The organism is Cohnella panacarvi Gsoil 349, from assembly GCF_000515335.1.
GTDB lineage: Bacteria > Bacillota > Bacilli > Paenibacillales > Paenibacillaceae > Cohnella > Cohnella panacarvi.
This window is the reverse complement of record NZ_KI911563.1, coordinates 1738462-1755569: the sequence shown is the minus strand read 5'-3', so window position 1 is coordinate 1755569 and position 17108 is coordinate 1738462. Positions and strand designations below refer to the sequence as shown.

Annotated in this window: 13 protein-coding genes; 7 read left to right on the top strand and 6 right to left on the bottom strand. The window is 55.5% G+C overall.

Annotated elements, in window-relative coordinates; genetic code table 11:
• Positions 1-606 precede the first annotated feature (606 nt).
• On the bottom strand, positions 607-792 hold the full coding sequence (locus tag COHPA_RS0108515; RefSeq protein ID WP_027085758.1) for a hypothetical protein: 186 nt from the start codon (positions 790-792) through the stop codon (positions 607-609).
• Positions 793-894: 102 nt separating this feature from the next.
• Here COHPA_RS0108515 and COHPA_RS0108510 point away from each other — a divergent pair, with 102 nt between their 5' ends.
• The 5 genes from COHPA_RS0108510 to COHPA_RS0108490 all read left to right on the top strand — a co-directional run bounded on the left by COHPA_RS0108510 (position 895) and on the right by COHPA_RS0108490 (position 7467).
• Positions 895-2421, top strand: coding sequence for a spore germination protein (locus COHPA_RS0108510; protein WP_027085757.1), 1527 nt, complete (start codon positions 895-897; stop codon positions 2419-2421).
• Positions 2418-3602: a Ger(x)C family spore germination protein gene (locus COHPA_RS0108505; RefSeq protein WP_027085756.1), complete on the top strand. Its 1185-nt coding sequence runs from the start codon at positions 2418-2420 to the stop codon at positions 3600-3602. The genes COHPA_RS0108510 and COHPA_RS0108505 overlap by 4 nt, the downstream gene beginning before the upstream one ends.
• Positions 3599-4702 (top strand): GerAB/ArcD/ProY family transporter, encoded by a 1104-nt coding sequence (locus COHPA_RS0108500; protein WP_027085755.1) that lies wholly within the window; start codon positions 3599-3601, stop codon positions 4700-4702. The genes COHPA_RS0108505 and COHPA_RS0108500 overlap by 4 nt, the downstream gene beginning before the upstream one ends.
• Positions 4703-4858: 156 nt before the next feature.
• Positions 4859-6733 carry a molecular chaperone HtpG gene (htpG, locus tag COHPA_RS0108495; protein WP_027085754.1) on the top strand — a complete coding sequence of 625 codons (1875 nt, stop codon included), beginning with the start codon at positions 4859-4861 and terminating at the stop codon, positions 6731-6733.
• Positions 6733-7467 carry a hypothetical protein gene (locus COHPA_RS0108490; protein ID WP_027085753.1) on the top strand — a complete coding sequence of 245 codons (735 nt, stop codon included), beginning with the start codon at positions 6733-6735 and terminating at the stop codon, positions 7465-7467. Before htpG ends, COHPA_RS0108490 begins: the two co-directional genes overlap by 1 nt.
• A gap of 113 nt (positions 7468-7580) precedes the next feature.
• Here the strand turns inward: COHPA_RS0108490 and COHPA_RS0108485 are convergent, their stop codons facing one another.
• Genes COHPA_RS0108485 through COHPA_RS0108475 form a run of 3 tightly spaced genes read right to left on the bottom strand, consistent with a single transcriptional unit; the run spans position 7581 to position 11054 of the window.
• Positions 7581-9137, bottom strand: a complete 1557-nt coding sequence (locus COHPA_RS0108485; protein WP_027085752.1) for a DUF3369 domain-containing protein — start codon at positions 9135-9137, stop codon at positions 7581-7583.
• A 13-nt stretch (positions 9138-9150) separates the two neighbouring features.
• Positions 9151-10686 (bottom strand): sensor histidine kinase, encoded by a 1536-nt coding sequence (locus tag COHPA_RS24815; RefSeq protein WP_027085751.1) that lies wholly within the window; start codon positions 10684-10686, stop codon positions 9151-9153.
• Entirely contained in the window at positions 10683-11054 is a 372-nt protein-coding gene (locus COHPA_RS0108475; RefSeq protein ID WP_027085750.1) for a hypothetical protein, read from the bottom strand. The genes COHPA_RS24815 and COHPA_RS0108475 overlap by 4 nt, the downstream gene beginning before the upstream one ends.
• A 134-nt stretch (positions 11055-11188) precedes the next feature.
• On the opposite strand from COHPA_RS0108475, the gene COHPA_RS0108470 reads away from it, so the two are divergent.
• Together COHPA_RS0108470 and COHPA_RS25505 are read left to right on the top strand one after the other, a co-directional pair.
• The gene (locus COHPA_RS0108470; protein ID WP_027085749.1) at positions 11189-11368 is read left to right on the top strand and encodes a hypothetical protein; all 180 of its coding nucleotides are present in this window, start codon (positions 11189-11191) and stop codon (positions 11366-11368) included.
• A gap of 4 nt (positions 11369-11372) precedes the next feature.
• The gene (locus tag COHPA_RS25505; RefSeq protein WP_156926619.1) at positions 11373-11513 is read left to right on the top strand and encodes a hypothetical protein; all 141 of its coding nucleotides are present in this window, start codon (positions 11373-11375) and stop codon (positions 11511-11513) included.
• Positions 11514-12917: 1404 nt separating this feature from the next.
• Here the strand turns inward: COHPA_RS25505 and odhB are convergent.
• A complete protein-coding gene (gene odhB, locus COHPA_RS0108460) occupies positions 12918-14156 on the bottom strand; it encodes a 2-oxoglutarate dehydrogenase complex dihydrolipoyllysine-residue succinyltransferase (RefSeq protein WP_027085748.1) in 1239 nt (412 codons plus the stop codon).
• Positions 14157-14162: 6 nt separating this feature from the next.
• Complete coding sequence (locus COHPA_RS0108455; RefSeq protein WP_027085747.1) at positions 14163-17033, bottom strand: 2-oxoglutarate dehydrogenase E1 component; 2871 nt, start codon at positions 17031-17033, stop codon at positions 14163-14165.
• Between the last annotated feature and the right edge of the window lie 75 nt (positions 17034-17108).

Below are 17108 nucleotides of genomic sequence, written 5' to 3'. Positions count from 1 at the left end.
TATCGTGTGACCGTGAATACGGTCGCGCAGCGACGGAGCGTACCCCACTCTCTCTCCGCCAACCAATAGAACCTGCGATAGTACAGCTGTTTCATAGAACCAGTAGGGTGTTAAATCCATAAATGCAAATGTGCAGGTGATAGCGAGCTGCGTGACTCCATTGAGAGTTTGCAGGACAAATACCTGTAATTTTGCAGGATGAGGGGATAAACGAGCGCTTTCGAGTAGGATTAACTGCAGAATTGCAGGTGTGCTGCGACTCCAGAGGAGGACAAAGTTGCGAACCCCCGAAGTAGCGACTCCAGAGGAGGACAAAGTGTGCGAACCCCCGAAGTAGCGACTCGGTAGGAGGATAAGTGTGCGAACCCGATGTTGCGACGGAAGCAGGAAGGGCCGTCTATCCAGCTACGCTCTGACGCACGCCGCCTTTGGCGCCAAAAAAGCGCACGCCGGGAAAGTCGCGGAAAAGATTGGCAACGGTACCTTAGCGGTAGAGACGAACAAGCCCGACCGATCCGAGTAGGATCGGTTTTTTTACGTGCCGATACGGAATAACGGTTGGAATTCGGTGGAAAACTACGGGATGCCTTTAGGGAAGTTCCGCTTTCATTCGTCCGAACGCTGCCGCTTACTCATTCGGATCACTTTGGAGATGGCTCGTCTGCCGCCGACGACGTACCAGACGATCAGCGGCGACAGAATATTGATGCCGAGCACGGAGAAGACGAGGGTCCACATGAACCATTCCGTGTTCAGCAGCCGCTCGTAAACCCATGAATGGTATAAATCCATCGCACTCACCTCATCCAGAAGGAACGATTGCCGATCGTTATGCCATTAGTGTGAATCACTGTCCGATAAGCTATACAGCCTCTTGAAAGGAGGACTCCGTGCGTGCAGGTGGACCAAGGAAATCGGCAACTGACCTTCGAAGCAAGGTTATCCCGTAACTCGGAGACGATCGATTCGGTTCTCGGCAGCAGCGTAGACGTTCAGAAACGCGAGTTCATGCTGTGCGGAAAACCCGATCATAAAGGGATCTGTTATTTTCTCGACGGCATGGTCGACTCGCAGGCGATCGACGGCATTCTGCGGGCATTAGTCGTACTGGGGAACGAGCTTAACCTCGATCCGGCTTCTCTGCGCAGCGCGGACGCGATTCGCACGCGCTTGATGTATAGCGCCTCGGCGAAGCTGTGCGGCGACGCGTCCGATGGCGTTCAAGGCATCGTGTCGGGAGACACGCTTGTCCTCGTAGACGGCTTAGAAGAAGGCATTCTCGTCAGCACCAGAGGGTGGAAGGACAGAGGCATAGAAGAGCCGTCTTCGGAGAATAACGTCAGAGGTCCGAGAGACGGCTTTACGGAGAGCATCCGTTCGAATACCGCCCACATTCGCAGGCGCATCAAGGATCCGAAGCTGCGCTTCGATTCCATGATCGTCGGTACGAGGACGAAGACGGATATCAACATCGCTTATATCGAGGATCTCGTGAAGGAAGGGCTCGTCGACGAAGTCACAAGGCGGCTCGGCGACATTAAGATCGACGCGATTCTGGAAAGCGGATATATCGAGGAATTGATCGAGGACGCGCCGCTGTCCCCGTTCAATACGGTGCAGAGCACGGAACGGCCGGATAAGGTGGCGGCCGCGCTGCTGGAGGGCAGGGTGGCGATATTCGTCGACAACACGCCCGTCGTGCTGATCGTTCCCACGTACTTCTGGCAGTTCATCCAAGCGCCGGACGATTATTACGACCGTTATTGGGTGGGATCCTTCTTCCGAATCATTCGCTACGTCGCTTTCTTCATCAGCTTATTGCTGCCCTCCGTATACGTCATGCTCGTATCGTTCCATCACGAGATGATTCCGACCTCGTTGGCTTTGACGATCGCCTCCGGGCGGGAAGTCGTGCCGTTTCCCGTCCTCCTTGAGGCGTTGTTGATGGAGCTCGCGTTCGAGCTCATGCGCGAAGCGGGGCTTCGCATGCCCAAGCCGATCGGCCAAGCGGTCAGCATCGTCGGCTCGCTCATCATCGGCCAAGCGGCCGTCCAAGCAGGGTTGGTATCGCCGTTCATGGTCATCGTCGTGGCGATCACGGGCATCTCGTCGTTCGCGATTCCGAGCTATACTTCCTCGCTGGCGATCCGGCTGTTCCGGTTCCCGATCTTGATCGCTTCCGGTCTCTTCGGCCTGCTGGGATTCGCGACGATGTTCTTCGCGCTTTTGCTGCACGCGCTCTCGATCCGTTCGTTCGGCGAACCGTACTTGGCGCCGGCAAGCCCGTACCGTCACTCCGAACAACGCGACATGGTGTTCAGGCTGCCGATATGGATGATGGATAAAAGGCCGCAATTCGCCCAAGATACGCAACGCGAAGGAGATCGGCAGATGCCGCGGCCGGGGAAAGGGAAATCATGACCAGGAAGATCCTAATCTTGTTCTCGTCGCTGGCCGCGTTAATGACGTGCGTCTCTTGCGTCGGCCAACGACAAATCAACGAGCTGGCGATCGTGACGGCGGTCGGCATCGAGAACGGACAGAAACCCGGCACGATTAGACTCTCGGCGCAAATTATTCGCCCGTCGGATGCGAGAGGGCAGACCGGAGCTCCTTCGGGCGGAACCGGACAACCGATCTATTCCGCGTTAGCCGAGGGACAGACGATATTCGACGCGATTCGCAACCTTGGGCGATTCGTCTCCCGCCGAGTGTACTGGGCACACAACTTCCTCATCGTCATGCAAGAGGATTACGCCAGGAACGGCATAGAGGACATGGTCGATTTCTTCACCCGCAACCACGAATTGCGAATGAACACGCGGGTAGCCGTGACGTCCGACTCTCCGGCCGAGGTCATCTCGACGATTACGGGACTTGAAGTCGTGCCGGGCCAGGCGGTAGATAATTTGTTCCAGGACAACGAGATCGTCGGCCAGGCGCCGTCAAGCGATATGATGAATCTGGAAGAGGCCTACTTAAGCCGCTCTTCCGAACCGATACTCGCTAGATTAACGCTCGTGTCGAGAGGAATTTCGAACAAGAAGCCGCAGGAGCACGGTTCGCTCAAGCAGGTGGAATTGGCGGGGGCGGCTGTTTTCAAAGAAGGAAGGATGGTCGGCTGGCTTTCGCCGGAGGAGACGCGCGGGCTGCTGTTTTTTACGGAACGGCTGGAAAGCGGCATCGAGGTCGTCGGCTGTCCGAACAGCGGCAACAAGCTGTCCTTGGAATTCCGCGACGCCAGACTCAAGGTCAAGCCGTCCTATCGGAATGAGCGGCCGGAGTTTCGAATCGAGCTCCGCGCGAAAGCGGACGTCGTGGAGTCGGGATGCGGGACGAATATCGCCAAGATCCGACCCGACATCGAACGGGCATTGGAGGAACGGCTGAAAGGCGAAATCGAGGCGCTCCTGCGCAAAGCGCAGCGGGAATACCATTCCGACGTCTTGAAGCTGGCGGACGTCTTCCGCAACAAGTTCCCGGCGGAATGGCGCAAGATCGGAGACCGTTGGAGCTCCGCATTCTCCGAAGCCCGGGTCGATGTCGCGGTGAAAGCGAACGTGAAGAGCGTCGTACTGAAATCGGAGGAAAGTAGCCAATGACGAAACTCCGGATTAGCAACGGGATGTTCATCTCCATGATCGTCAACATGATCTTCGTCAAATCGATCGGCGTTACGCAAGGGACGCTGGCGCGAATCGCCGGCCAAGATATGTGGCTTGCGACGTTGCTCGGTACGCTTCAAGGCATGCTGTTCATGTACGTCGCATATCTGGTCATGAAGCGCGCGCCGGGCATGAATTTCCTCGCGATAGGCGAGGCCTTGCTGGGCAATTGGCTCGGGAAGATCGTTGCTTTGGTCGTGCTAACGTTCTTCATCGCCTCCAGCGGCCCGATTATGATTACTTTCGTCTATCATCTGCAGGATTACTTTCTGCCGGAGGCGCCGCTGTCGCTGTTCCTCGTCTCCTCGCTGCTCGTCGGCGCGCTGGGCTGTTTCTACGGATTAGAGGTCGTCGCGCGGTTGGCGCTCCTTGGCATGCTGTTTATTTTCCTGCTGAACGTGCTTATCATTATCGGGTCGACCCAAGAGTTCGATATTCGCAACTTGCTTCCCGTGCTTGAACAAGGATTCCCCTCGGCGGCGGAAGCGAGTCTGCACTATGACGCGGATTGCGCGATGGCGATCATGATGGCCGCGATCGTCATGCCGTTCGTCAACAACGCCGATAAGCATGGCGGAAAGGTCGGCATGACCGGCTTGGCGGCAACGGGGATGGTGACGCTAATCTGGGCGTTATTGGAGGGGGCCGTTCTGTCCGCGGAGGTAACGTCCCGATACACGGTCTCCTGCATGAAGTTGGCTAGGAACGCGCATATCGGCGACTTCATGCAACGTTACGAGATGATTATGATCGCTTTATACTCCATCCCCGTACTGTTCGAGATTATGATCTGCATCTATGGAACGTCGGTTTCGATGTCGAAGCTGTTCGGAATGCGAAGCAACAGATGGATGATCGTCCCGGCATGCCTGCTCATCGGCGGCTTCAGCTATCGGATCGTCGGCGATCACTTCAGAGCCATGCAGTATCTTGAGAAGGTATGGCCGTACATCGCGGTTCCGATCGCCTTCGGGCTGCCTGTCGTCATGCTGGGACTCGCGGTTATTCTCCGCGGCAGGCTGCGACAGGCGGGGTAAACCGGAATGTTCTCGGTTCGCCAAGTCTTATCGCGTTAACGGCAGCGATGCCGTTTTTTTGCGCACCTTGACAGGCGAACGGGGATAATGATAAAAAGTAAGTGTTGGCACTCTGGTGGCAAGAGTGCTAATCTATGTCGCAAAGGGGTAATCGCAATGTCCAAGCAACAGTTCAAAGCCGAATCCAAGCGTCTGCTCGAGATGATGATCAACTCGATCTACACGCAGCGGGAGATTTTCTTAAGAGAGCTTATTTCGAATGCCAGCGACGCCATCGATAAAATTTATTACCGCGCGCTAACCGACGACTCCATCGTATTCGACAAAGACAATTACTACATAAAAGTAATAGCGGACAAAGATAACAGAACGCTTACGATCCGCGATACCGGCATCGGCATGACCCGCGAGGAACTCGAGAACAATCTCGGCATCATCGCCAAGAGCGGCTCCCTCGCCTTCAAGAACGAGAACGAGTCGAAAGACGGCCATGACATCATCGGTCAATTCGGCGTCGGTTTCTACTCCGCTTTCATGGTCGCCGACCGCGTGACGGTCATCAGCCGCCCGCTTGACGGCGACGGAGCATTCAAGTGGGAGTCCGAAGGAGCCGACGGCTACTCGATCGAGTCGGCAGAGAAAGCCGAAGTCGGCACGGAAATTATTCTGAAAATCAAAGCGAACACGGAAGACGACAGCTACGACGAGTTCCTCGAGGAATATCGCCTTCGTTCGATCATCAAGAAGTACTCCGACTTCATACGTTATCCGATCAAGATGGACGTGTCCCGCAGCCGCAAGAAGGAAGGGACGGAGGACGAATACGAGCAATACGAAGAAGAGCAGACGATCAACAGCCTCGTTCCGATCTGGAAGAAGAACAAGAGCGAGCTGACGACCGAGGACTACAACAATTTCTACAATGAGAAGCATTACGGCTTCGATACGCCGATCAAGCATATCCATATCAGCGTCGACGGGGCGGTCCGCTATAACGCGATACTGTACATTCCGGGCAGCATGCCGTTCGACTACTATACGAAGGAATACGAGAAAGGCCTCGAGCTGTATTCCAGCGGCGTTCTGATCATGAACAAATGCGCGGATCTGCTGCCGGACTACTTCAGCTTCGTGAAAGGTCTCGTCGACTCCGAGGATCTGTCGTTGAACATTTCCCGCGAGATGCTGCAACACGACCGCCAGCTGAAGCTGATCGCGAAGAACATCCAAAGCAAGATCAAGAGCCAGTTTCAAAGCTTGCTGAAGGACGAACGGGACAAGTACGAGGAGTTCTACAAGGCGTTCGGCAGACAGCTGAAGTTCGGCGTCTACAGCGACTACGGCATGAACAAGGAGACGCTTCAGGATCTGCTCCTGTTCTATTCGTCCAAGGAGAAGAAGCAAGTCACGCTCGACGAATATATCGCCAGCATGCCGGAAGACCAGAAGTATATCTATTACGCGTCGGGAGAATCGATCGAACGAATCGAGAAGCTGCCGCAGACGGAGCTCGTCGCGGACAAAGGCTACGAAATTTTGTACTTCACCGACGATATCGACGAATTCGCGATCAAGATGATCGGCAAGTACAAGGAGAAGGAATTCAAATCCGTATCCAGCGGAGATCTCGGCATCGAAGCGGACGAGAAGGACGCCAAGGACGAAGGGGCGGAGAACAATGACCTGTTCGAAGCGATGAAGTCGCAGCTGTCGGATAAGGTGAAGAACGTCCGTGCTTCGAAGCGCCTGAAATCCCATCCGGTCTGCTTCTCCACGGAAGGCGAGCTGACGATCGAGATGGAGAAGGTGCTGAAACAAATGCCGAACGCCGGCGACGTCAAAGCGGACAAAGTGCTGGAGATCAACGTGAACCATCCGGTGTTCCAGTCGCTGAAGGACGCGTACGAGAACGATAAGACGAAGCTTGAGCTGTACACGACGTTGCTCTATCATCAAGCGCTGCTGATCGAAGGATTGCCGATCGAAGATCCGGTCGCATTCACGAACGATATTTGCAAAGTGATGGTGTAATGGAGTACCTCTTCGAGACGGCCGACCGTAACTACGAAGATTTCGCGAGCGGTCGAGTGCTGTATAACGCGCGGGGAACGACGGCGTTCCCCGTGAGGCTGGCGAGCGAAATCGCGCAACTTTGTATCGGGGTTCTCGAGAGCAGGGGGGCGAGCGGACCGTATTCGGTATACGACCCTTGCTGCGGAGGAGCTTATCTGCTGACGGTGATCGGCTTGCTTCACGGCGGCAGAATGAATCGCATTTATGCCTCGGACAGCAACCCGGACGTGTTGGGCATCGCGGGCAAGAACCTATCGCTGCTAACGTCGGAAGGGCTCGGCGGGCGGCGAGCCGAGCTGAACAAGCTGATCGAGTTGTACGGCAAGCTCTCCCATCGGGATGCGGTTGCTAGCGCCGACAGGTTAGGCGGCCTTCTCGCCGGCTCCAGCATCGAGAGCGTCGAGACGTTCGCCGCCGACATTACGAGGCCCGGACAAGTGCAGGAGCTGTGCAGGGACTTGAATCTTGTCATCACCGATCTTCCGTACGGCGACATCGCCAGTTGGACCGGGGACAGCGCTGACCCGGTGAACGACTTGTTCGAGCTCGCCTACGAGAGGATGGAGCCCTCCCGTTCCGTGCTTGCGATTATCGCGGACAAGAGCCGGAAGCTGAAGCACGACAAGTTCAAGCGGCTTCAGTCGGCCAGGATCGGCAAGAGGGTGTTCGGAATATTCGAACCTATAAGATAAAGAACGCCGGTGGTGCAAGGACTTCAAGTCCGCGCGCTACCGGTGTTCATGTCGTTAGTCGCCCAATTCGACTCATTCTCGCGAAAGCCGGGTGTTGCCTCAAGTCCGCAGCGTTAATCCGCGTATTGATCTCTGATCGCCAGCATGCTATCCAAGTTGTTCAAGAAAATGTTCACGAGAGCCGGATCGAAATGACGTCCGCTTTGTTCCTTGAAGTAAGCCAAGATTTCGTCCAGCGGCCATGCTTTCTTGTACACTCTGTCGCTGCCGAGCGCGTCGAACACGTCCGCCAAAGCGACGATCCGCCCGTAAATATGAATGTCATCGCCGGCGAGCCCGTTCGGATAGCCTGTGCCGTCGAACTTCTCGTGGTGCTGGTAAGCGATGATCGCGGCGGTCTGGATGATCTCGCGCTGCGAGTGGTTAAGCATGGCGTAACCGTAATTGGCATGGTTCTTGATGACGTCGAACTCGGCGGGCGTCAGCTTGCCGGGTTTGTTCAGGATCGCGTCCGGAACGGCAACTTTGCCGACGTCGTGCATCGACGACGCAAGCTTGACCATCTCCGCTTCATCCTCGGGAATGCCGTATTTGAGCGCCAGCAGCTTCGTATATTCGGCCACGCGCTTAACGTGATGGCCGGTTTCCTTGGAGCGCGTCTCCGCAATCTCCCCTAGGGTAAATATAATTTCCTTCTGCGTGTTCTCGACTTCCTCGTTCAAATAAATGTTCTCGAACGCGATCGATACGTTGGCGCAGTAAATCCCGATTAAGTAGCGGTTCCATTCGTTCAAGTCTTGGGACCCTTCGAAATAAATGACGTTTTCCTTACCGGACTTGCTGCGGAAATAACAAGTGAAGTAAGAGTCCTGAAACTCGCTGGTCTTGCTCCTGAACGTCTGCTCGATACAATGGTAGACGTGCGGAGGAACGACGTTCTCGATTTTCTCGTTATCTTTGAAGGAGTAGTCCCCGGATGCCGCCAGAATATAAATTTCCTCCTGCCCGCCTTTCGCGGCGGCGAAGCTGTTGCAATGGAGCGCGTTCTTGTTCAGGTTCAGAATCGAAGTCAGCTGCGTCAGGACGCCGGAAGCGAACTTGCGCATCGATTTGAGCTCGAACAGGTCGGCGGAGGAGTTAATGATTTTCTCCAAGCCGACTTTATTGTTCTCGATGACCATAATATCCCGAAAAGAACGAAGCGCCGCCATCATCGTCGTGAACAGCTTCTGCGAGGTTAACTCGGTTTTTTCCTTATAATCGTTAATATCGTAATTCGCGATCACGACTCGTTCCGGGGCTTGACCGGGCTGTCCGGTGCGCAGAATAATGCGAACCGAGGTTCTGCCGAGGTCTTCGCGTATGTATTTGACGAGCTTCAAACCGGTATCGTCCTCGTCCATCACGACGTCGAGCAAGATGACCGCGGCGTCCGCATGCTCCTCGATGAGCGAGCGCGCCTCCGTCTCGGAATAAGCGCTGATAAACTGCAGCCGTTTGCCGTCGAACGCGAAATCGCCGAGTACCATGCGAGTAAGCTGATGAACTTCTATTTCGTCATCGACGATAATGACTTTCCATAGATCGTTGCCGCCTGATTCGCCGTTCGGCGATTCCGCGTGATCTTCTTCCGCGAAAACGAGGAAATCGTCTGCGTGATTCGTCGTCATGAATGATGCCTCCTCAAGAATTCGGTATTTCTATGGTGAACGCGGTGCCTTGTCCGAGCTCGCTTTCGCACGTAATCGTGCCGCCGAGCGACTGGACGACGAGATTATAGACGATATGCATGCCGAGCCCCGTACCGCCGCCGCTGCGATTCGTCGTGAAGAACGGTTCGAATATTTGCGCGGCGACCTCGGGGGGCATTCCTTTGCCGTTGTCGGAATACCGCATCGTGACCTTGCCGTTGTACTCGAGCACGTGGATCTCGATCTTGCCCTCGTCTTTATCGGCGAAGGCATGGATCAGAGAGTTCATGATGAAATTGGTCAACAGCTGAGAGATCGTGCCGGGGTCCGTGTTCAGTTCGATCTGATCCGATCCGTGAACCTCGACGAGATGTTTCGTCTTCTTCAAATTCGGTTGCAGGCTGACGAGCACTTCTTGGATGTAGGTTTTCAGCTTGAATCGCCGCTTCGCTTGCGCGCTGCTGTCGACCGCGACCTGCTTAAAGCTGCGAATGAGCTCCGAAGCGCGGAACAGATTCGTCTGAATCATTCCGGTCGTGTCTTGAATCACGTGCAAGTACTCGTCAAGATCCGATCGCTTCATCTTCCCGCTCGCGTATATGGCTTGGAACTCCTTCGATTTCTCATCCATGAACGAGACGGCGGTCACGCCGATTCCGATCGGCGTATTGATCTCGTGCGATACGCCGGCGACGAGATTGCCCAAGGCGACCATTTTCTCCGATTCGACCAATTGCTTCTGCGTATGCTGCACGATATCCATCGCTTTCTTCAGTTCGGTATATCGTCCTTCGAGGTTGATGACCATCTCGTTGAACGCGGAAGCGACCTCGTTGATCTCATGGCTGGAGTTGAGCGAGATGTCCTTGTAGGGCAAGCCTTGTTTAACGGATACGGCGGCTGTCCTAAGCTTCAGAAGCGGACGAAGCAGCAGCTTGCGGATGATGTAAGACAGCGACAGCAACAACAGAACGGTGATCGCTAATCCGACGACGATAATGATCTGTACGCGCGTGCGGATTAACGCATTGCTGTCGGAAGTGTCGATGAGCAGCTCGATTGCGCCGATCGTGACTCCGTCTTCCTTGAGCGGAGCGGTCAGCCGGTCCTTCGGAATGCCGTCTTCGTCGTCGAGATGCTCGACGAGCGTACGATCGTTCTCCAGCAGACTGAGCAGGTTCGGAGGAGAAGGCTCGCCGACGCGGCTGCGGTCCGTCGATGCTTGGATTTCGTTCTCGCCGAACAGCGTGAGCTGCAGCACATCCTGATTTTTATACTGGATATAGTCGAAAATTTGCTGTACGTCCTGGATAGAGTGAGATTCCTCGTACCTGCCGTTGATGGCGGTCGTCATTCCGTCGAGCTGGCTCACGTACGTCTCTTCGACTGATTTGCGGAGGCTGTAGGTGTCGAACCATACGATGACGGACATCATGGCGACGGTAACGACCGTAACGAGCATAAGCAGCTTGGTCTGCAGGCTAAGTCGGCGATGTTGGGGCGCAGGCTTCTGGGTAGCTGTCGTCATTGGATATCGAATTCCTTCTTAACCGTAACGTCGTAAGGCGTATGGTCGTTATTGTGCAAGCTGACTTTAATCGTATGGCGACCGGGCGCAAGAGGAGGAAACTCGTATATATTCTCTTTCACTCCGATCCTGGCTTGGTCGTCCAGGTACATATGGATGTGGCCTTCGCCTTCTTTGCGCTGCATGCCGTAGTGCTCTGGCGATATGTGCATGTCGGTATCGACGGTCACTTTCAATTTATTGCCGTCCAGGTCCAGCTTCACGTTCAAGGTAGGCTTGTACGCCGGTTTAACTTTCGAACTTCTTGGATTGTCGCCGCACGCCGTCATCAGGAGACAGCAGATGAGCGCGAGGATACCTTTTTTCATGTCGAACTCTCGCCCGCCTTGTTGAATTTTGGTGAACCTATTACTTCGCTAAATTGGGCATAAATTCCTCCTGCATGTACGGAAAGTTCCGCTATGGTATACTGAACACATCATTGACGAAGGGTGAACCTCGAATGAACGACGAACCGAAAAAAGTCAGCCTCGGAGACGCCATGAAACGAATGTTGGAACAGAAGAAACAAGCGCAGCAGCAGGGGAAAAGCCGTCAAGACCATTATTCGACCGGCGTAAAGGCGATGAAAAGCCAGATTAAGAAGAAACCGAACAATCAGAAGAAGAGAACGGGCGTGTAGGCGGATGAGTGACGCGCGGAGCTTGCTGGGCCGAACGAGTTGGGCGATCAAGGAAGATGAGATCGATCGATTGTGCGAACAAGTGAAATCGGTCGTTCCGCAGCCGAATCATCCAAAATGCTTATACGGAGGAGGAACTTCTTAGGCTGCGTGCCGGCCGCGCCGGGCGTGAAGAAGAAAGCGGACGGCCTGATCAGCAATAATCGATATTTGTTTAATACAAACCTGTTCCCGCTGAGCGCTTGATGCGCTCGTGTTGGGAACAGGTTTTTTGATAGAGGGTGATTTGACCTCTATGTGGATGGTTTGCGGGAAATCGGGGATTTAGGGGTCGATTTGACCTCTAGGTGGATGGTTTGCGGGAAATCGGGGATTTAGAGGGCGATTTGACCTCTAGGTGGGGGAAACGCGGGAAATCGGGGATTTAGGGGTCGATTTGACCTCTAGGTGGATGGTTTGCGAGAAATCGGGGATTTAGAGGTCGATTTGACCTCTATGTGGATGGTTTGCGGGAAATCGGGGATTTAGGGGTCGATTTGACCTCTAGGTGGATGGTTTGCGGGAAATCGGGGATTTAGAGGGCGATTTGACCTCTAGGTGGATGGTTTGCGGGAAATCGGGGATTTAGAGGTCGATGTGACCTCTAGGTGGATGGTTTGCGGGAAATGGGGGATTTAGAGGGCGATTTGACCTCTATGTGGATGGTTTGCGGGAAAACGGGGATTTAGAGGGCGATTTGACCTCTAGGTGGGGGAAACGCGGGAAATCGGGGATTTAGGGGTCGATTTGACCTCTAGGTGGATGGTTTGCGGGAAATCAGGGATTTAGGGGTCGATTTGACCTCTAGGTGGGGGATTCGCGGGAAAACGGGGATTTAGAGGGCGATTTGACCTCTATGTGGATGGTTTGCGGGAAATCGGGGATTTAGGGGTCGATTTGACCTCTAGGTGGATGGTTTGCGGGAAATCGGGGATTTAGAGGGCGATTTGACCTCTATGTGGGGGATTCGCGGGAAAACGGGGATTTAGAGGGCGATTTGACCTCTAGTTGGATGGTTTGCGGGAAATCGGGGATTTAGAGGTCGATGTGACCTCTAGGTGGATGGTTTGCGGGAAATCGGGGATTTAGAGGTCGATGTGACCTCTAGGTGGATGGTTTGCGGGAAATCGGGGATTTAGGGGTCGATTTGACCTCTAGGTGGATGGTTTGCGGGAAATGGGGGATTTAGAGGGCGATTTGACCTCTAGGTGGATGGTTTGCGGGAAATGGGGGATTTAGAGGGCGATTTGACCTCTAGGTGGATGGTTTGCAGGAAAACGGGGATTTAGGGGTCGATTTGACCTCTAGGTGGATGGTTTGCGGGAAATCGGGGATTTAGAGGGCGATTTGACCTCTAGGTGAGTGGTTTGTGCGAAATCGGGGAATTAGAGGTCGATGTGACCTCTAGGTGGGGGGGACGCGGGAAATGGGGGATTTATCCCCGAGGAAACACGAAAAAGCGCCGCTGCAGCGGTATCTTATACCGTTACAGCGGCGCGTAAGGAACAAATTAGCCTTCAAGAAGCAGCGTTTCCGGATCTTCGAGCATTTCCTTGACTTTGACGAGGAATTGCACGGCTTCGGCGCCGTCGACGATACGGTGGTCGTAGGAGAGGGCGATGTACATCATCGGGCGGTTCTCCATCCGCTCCGCGTCGATCGCGACCGGACGAAGCTGGATCTTGTGCATGCCGAGAATGCCGACTTGCGGAGCGTTCAGGATCGGCGTCGAGAGCAGCGAGCCGAACGTGCCGCCGTTCGTGATCGTGAACGTGCCTCCTTGAAGCTCGGACAGTTCGAGCGTGTTGCTGCGCGCTTTGGTCGCGAGGTTCACGATAGTGCGCTCGATTTCAGCGAAGCCTAGGCGGTCGGCCTCGCGAACGACCGGTACGACCAAGCCTTCTTTGGCCGATACGGCGATGCCGATGTCGTAGTACTTCTTGACGATGATATCGTCGCCGCTAATTTCCGCGTTAAGCAGAGGGAACGCCTTAAGGGCGCCGACGACCGCTTTCGTGAAGAAGGACATGAAACCGAGGCCGACGTCGTGCTTTTCTTTGAACGAGTCTTTGCGGCGTTTGCGGATTTCCATGATGGCGGACATGTCGACTTCGTTGAACGTCGTCAGCATCGCGGCCGTCTGCTGCGCTTCGACGAGACGCTTCGCGATCGTCATGCGGCGGCGGGACATCTTGCGGCGCTCTTCCGGTTTCGCGTAGTTGGCCGTCGCGGTCTTGTCCGACGCCGGGCTAGGCGCAGCTTGCGCTGCCGGAGCAGGCGCGTTGCCTGCGGATTTCACGTCGGCAGGAGTGATGCGGCCGATCGGATCGCGCGCCGGTACGCTGCTCAGGTCGATGCCTTGCTCGCGGGCAAGCTTGCGTGCGGCCGGCGAAGCGAGCGTCTGGCCAGCCGACGCAGCGGGCGCCGGTGCAGCCGAAGGAGCAGGCGCAGCGGCTGCCGCCGGAGGGGCAACCGCTGCAGGCGGCGCTGCCGGAGCAACTGCCGGAGCCGCGCCAGCGGCTCCGATCGTGCCGACGGTTTCGCCGATTTTAACGGTATCGCCTTCTTTAGCCAGAATAGCGGTAACGACGCCATCCTGTTCGGCGCTGATTTCCAAGTTTACTTTGTCGGTCTCCAGCTCTAGCAGCAAGTCACCTTGTTTAACGGCGTCTCCTACTTGAACGATCCATTTGGAGATCGTGCCTTCCGTGATGGATTCACCCATTGCTGGAACGATAATGTCATGCATTCGAAGTTACCTCCCGGATTTAACAACGCTTTTCTTTTTTTGGACGAGCGCTTGCGTGACGATATATTGCTGTTCGAGGACGTGTACTTGCTGGAAGCCGCTTGCCGGGCTGGAGCGTTCCGGCCGTCCGATATAGCTGACCGTCGCTTCCGCCGGAGCGATCTCGCGAATGCGCGGCTCCATGTAGAACCATGCGCCCATATTTTTCGGCTCTTCCTGAGCCCAGACGATCTCGTTCAGCTCCGGATAGCGGTCGATGATCGCTTGAAGCTCCGCCTTCGGGAACGGATACAGCTGCTCGACGCGAACGACGTGCAACCAATCGCGGTCCGCATCGGTGTTTTTCGTAAGCTCGTCGGCCAGGTCGATCGCGACTTTACCCGTGCACAGAACGAGCCGTTGAACGCGCTTCGTATGTTGGCCGAGGCCCGGTTGCTCGAGAACGGGCTGGAACGAACCTTCGCTCAGCGCCGACGCCGGCGAAGCGACGTGCGGGTTGCGGATCAAGCTCTTCGGCGCCATGACGACGAGCGGGCGAGCCGCTTCGGTATTCAAGATCGCCGCTTGGTGGCGGAGCAGGTGGAAGTACTGCGCCGCGCTGGACAAGTATGCGACCGTCCAGTTCTCTTCTCCGCAAAGCTGCAGGAACCGTTCCATACGCGCGCTGGAATGCTCGGGCCCTTGGCCTTCGTAGCCGTGCGGAAGGAGCATGACCAGGCCGGAGCGCTGCTGCCACTTCGAACGTCCGGCGGAGATGAATTGGTCGATCAGCACTTGGGCGACGTTAACGAAGTCGCCGTATTGCGCTTCCCAGATCGTCATCGTTTCCGGCGCGTACACGTTGTACCCGTATTCGAAACCGAGTACGCCGGCTTCCGACAACGGACTGTTGTGGATGGCGAACGAAGCTTTCGATTCCGGCAGCTCGTGCAGCGGGCAGAACACTTCGCCCGTAACCGGGTCGTGCAGGACAAGGTTGCGGTGCGCGAACGTCGCTCGCTCCACGTCTTGGCCGCTCAGTCGGATCGGCGTGCCGTCGGCGAGAATCGAGGCGAACGCCAGCGTCTCCGCGTGGCCCCAGTCGACTTTCTCCCCGTCGTTAAGCGCGTCTGAGCGACGCTCGAGTATACGCTGCAGCTTCGGATAGACGGTGAAGCTTTCAGGGAAGGAAAGCAATCCCTTGTTGATTTTGCGAAGCGTATCGGCTTTAACGGCCGTTACCGGCTTGCTTGCCAACGCGTTCGCGTCCGGTTGCGTCTGATGGACGGGATCTTTATGCTCTTGGCTCTTCACTTGATCGTAAGCGGCTTTGAGCTTGCGAAGCACGTCTTGTTTGATCGCTTCCGCGGCTTCCGCGGTCAGCGTGCCTTCGCGAACGAGTTTGTCCGCGTAAAGCTTGGCAACCGGCGAGTGTGCTTTAACTTTCTTATAAATAAGCGGCTGCGTCGTTTCCGGATCATCCGTCTCGTTATGGCCATAGCGGCGGTAGCCGATGAGGTCGATGACGAAGTCTTTTTTGAAAAGCGTGCGGTATGTGCTTGCCATACGCGCAGCCGCGATGACCGCTTCCGGTTCGTCGGCGTTGACGTGAATGATCGGAATTTCGTAGCCTTTGGCCACGTCGCTCGAGTAATGCGTCGAGCGGGAATCGAAGCTTTCCGTCGTGAAGCCGATCCGGTTGTTGACGATAATGTGGACCGTGCCGCCGTTAGAATAACCGCGAAGGTTATTGAAGTTGAGCGTCTCCGCGACGATGCCTTCGCCGGAGAACGCGGCGTCGCCGTGCATGATGATGGACGCGGCAGAATCGAAGTTCTGCGTCGGGAAGCCCGGCTCGGAGCGATCGTCCTGAGCGGCGCGGGCAAAGCCGGCAACGACCGGGTTCACGTATTCCAAGTGGCTCGGGTTGTTCGCCATCGTAAGGCGGGTTTCCGCCGTTTCGCCGGTTTGAATCGAACGATTCGCGCCTAAGTGATATTTGACGTCGCCCGTCCAGCCGTAATTGATGCCGATCGAGCCTTCGGACGGGATCAGGTTCTTGTTCGGCGAATGATGGAACTCGGAGAAAATATTGCCGTACGGCTTGCCTAATACGTGAGCAAGCACGTTCAAGCGGCCGCGGTGCGCCATCCCCATGACGATGTTGCGCGCGCCGTCGTTAATGAGCTCGTGAACGATTTCGTCTAACAGCGGGATGAGCGCTTCGTTGCCTTCGACGGAGAATCGCTTCTGTCCGACGAACGTGCGTTGCAGGAAATCTTCGAATTGCTCGGCTTCCAGCAGCTTTCTAAGCAAAGCTTCCTTCTCGGACGCGAGAAGCTTCTTGGAAGGAATCTTCGATTCCGCTTGCTTCTTCAGCCATTTGATCTCTTCTTCGTTATGCACGTGGCCGAATTCGAACGCGATCGGTCCGGTATAAGCTTCAAGCAGCTTGCGGTACGCTTCCCAGCTGTTCGCCAGCGCATACGGAGCGTCTTCCCATACGCACTCCGGAGGCAGGCCGCGAAGATCGGCTTCCGTTAACCCGTAAGTCGAAGGTTCGATCATATTCGCGCTAGCTTTCATATTAAGCTCAAGCGGATCGATGTCCGCCGCTAAATGTCCGAACGCGCGGATGTTCCAGGCCAGCTGTCCGGCGGCAATCGCTTTCTTGAGCGAACCCGTATCCAGCGTCCCGGATGATACGCGTGCTTCCGCCGCCGCTTCCAGCGCCTCGGAGCGCGGCGGGGCGCCCAAAGCCGCGAACAAGTCGCGATAGGCTTTGCTTACCGCTTCGGGATCGTTCGAATAAATTTCGTATTGCTCTTGGATATAACCGAGATTGGGACCATAAAATTGCTGCCATTGTCCTTGCGAGTTTGCTTTGAATTCTGACATTCCGCATCCCTCTATGTTCATGTTGGATTACCTAGTATTGCGCCGCAATCGGCGCTGCTCTTCAGATTTATTCTA

What these genes read in the sequence shown, in the direction of transcription:
- COHPA_RS0108470 (WP_027085749.1), top strand. Translation starts at nt 11,189, where the DNA reads ATGAACGACGAACCGAAAAAAGTCAGCCTCGGAGACGCCATGAAACGA.
- COHPA_RS24815 (WP_027085751.1), bottom strand. Translation starts at nt 10,686, where the DNA reads ATGACGACAGCTACCCAGAAGCCTGCGCCCCAACATCGCCGACTTAGC.
- COHPA_RS25505 (WP_156926619.1), top strand. Translation starts at nt 11,373, where the DNA reads ATGAGTGACGCGCGGAGCTTGCTGGGCCGAACGAGTTGGGCGATCAAG.
- COHPA_RS0108485 (WP_027085752.1), bottom strand. Translation starts at nt 9,137, where the DNA reads ATGACGACGAATCACGCAGACGATTTCCTCGTTTTCGCGGAAGAAGAT.
- odhB (WP_027085748.1), bottom strand. Translation starts at nt 14,156, where the DNA reads ATGCATGACATTATCGTTCCAGCAATGGGTGAATCCATCACGGAAGGC.
- htpG (WP_027085754.1), top strand. Translation starts at nt 4,859, where the DNA reads ATGTCCAAGCAACAGTTCAAAGCCGAATCCAAGCGTCTGCTCGAGATG.
- COHPA_RS0108505 (WP_027085756.1), top strand. Translation starts at nt 2,418, where the DNA reads ATGACCAGGAAGATCCTAATCTTGTTCTCGTCGCTGGCCGCGTTAATG.
- COHPA_RS0108455 (WP_027085747.1), bottom strand. Translation starts at nt 17,033, where the DNA reads ATGTCAGAATTCAAAGCAAACTCGCAAGGACAATGGCAGCAATTTTAT.
- COHPA_RS0108500 (WP_027085755.1), top strand. Translation starts at nt 3,599, where the DNA reads ATGACGAAACTCCGGATTAGCAACGGGATGTTCATCTCCATGATCGTC.
- COHPA_RS0108515 (WP_027085758.1), bottom strand. Translation starts at nt 792, where the DNA reads ATGGATTTATACCATTCATGGGTTTACGAGCGGCTGCTGAACACGGAA.
- COHPA_RS0108490 (WP_027085753.1), top strand. Translation starts at nt 6,733, where the DNA reads ATGGAGTACCTCTTCGAGACGGCCGACCGTAACTACGAAGATTTCGCG.
- COHPA_RS0108475 (WP_027085750.1), bottom strand. Translation starts at nt 11,054, where the DNA reads ATGAAAAAAGGTATCCTCGCGCTCATCTGCTGTCTCCTGATGACGGCG.